Source organism: Marinobacter sp. ST-43, from assembly GCF_030541085.1.
Taxonomy (GTDB): domain Bacteria; phylum Pseudomonadota; class Gammaproteobacteria; order Pseudomonadales; family Oleiphilaceae; genus Marinobacter; species Marinobacter nauticus.
Window position 1 is genome coordinate 1 of sequence record NZ_JASSVO010000055.1, and the last position, 1,307, is coordinate 1,307.

The 1,307-nt window shown below is 52.3% G+C and carries 1 protein-coding gene; it reads right to left on the minus strand.

Annotated elements, in window-relative coordinates; all coding sequences use genetic code 11:
* Positions 1-33: 33 nt before the first annotated feature.
* Positions 34-1,253 (minus strand): IS3 family transposase gene (locus QPL98_RS19395; protein WP_286893595.1). Its coding sequence is split into 2 segments (ribosomal slippage): positions 34-890 and positions 890-1,253, totalling 1,221 coding nucleotides; the frame shifts between segments, so codons are not numbered across the junction.
* Positions 1,254-1,307: the final 54 nt, after the last annotated feature.

The window sequence follows — 1,307 nt, forward strand, 5'->3', positions numbered from 1 at the left end:
GTGTCTAGTCCTGAAATAGGTTTACACCTATTTCTATTGAAACGCCCGGTGCACCGCATCGGGCGTTTTGTATTTCAAGGCAAGATGTGGTCGCCTTGTGTTATAGGTCTGCACGGACTGATCGACCATCTTTTGGGCTTCCGCAAGGTCTTTGGGGCGCGCCAGCAATAACTCCGTTTTCAGGATGCCGTTCACCCTTTCGGCCAGTGCATTTTGATAACAGTCATAGCCATCGGTCATTGAACAACGAATGCCGTGTTTGGCATGCAGCTGTTGGTATGACATGGAGCAGTACTGGATTCCCCGATCCGAGTGATGAACGAGTTCTCCAGAGTGTTTCCTTCCCTTCAACGCCTTACGCATAGCTTGTATCACAGAATCCGTATGAAGGGTGTCATGGACATGGTAGCCCACGATTTTGCGAGAGAAAGCATCCGTAATCAGGCTGAGATAGGCCAAGCCCTGGTGAGTCGGTAAGTAGGTAATATCTGCCACCCAGAGCTGCTCAGGTGCGACTGGCACAACCTGCTCCGGACCCGGCTTTAGCAGGTTAGGATGACAGCGAAAGTGGTGATGGCTATGCGTGGTCTTATGATAGGCCCGCTTGCGGGGAACCAGTTGTCGGTGTGCTCTTAGGAGGTCGAATAGTCGGTCCCGGCCCATGCGCAAAGGGGCATTCAGTTTCAGTAGCGAATGCAGTTTGCGGGTTCCCAGCCGAGGCTGATGCAGGCGCTCTTCCCGTACAAAGTCCAGCACCAAGAGATTGTGCGCCTTACGAGCCGCATCCGCTTTGAAGTACTGATAATAGGCCTGACGGGAAAAACCTAGATATCGGCAAGCCCGACTAACGTTCAGGCCTTGGATTTGTCTTTGTGCGAGGACTTGCCGGACCGCTTTTTTACAACGCGACAGCCATAGTCTTTTTGAAGCACATCCACAACGGATTCAAAGAATTGCGCTTTCTGGTTGGCCTCATCTAGCTGCTGCTCCAGCTCTTTGATGCGCTGCTCTGGTGTAAGTGGAAGATCCGATTTGTTCATCGCAGCCCCCTTGCGTACCAAGAGCATGGCCGCCGGGCTCCAATCCTGCTGACCATGCTTACGTAACCACGTTAGCACCGTCGAGCGTCCCTGGATACCATATCGTTCCTGGGCTTGCTTGTAAGTCATCTCGCCTTTTTCAACCTGGCCTACCACCGCCAATTTAAAGGCCAGGGAATAATCTCGCTGACTCCTCCGCCTCTTCGTGTTCATAACACCCTCCACAATTTCCAGTGAGAAGGTGTAAACCTTATTCAGGACGGGTCA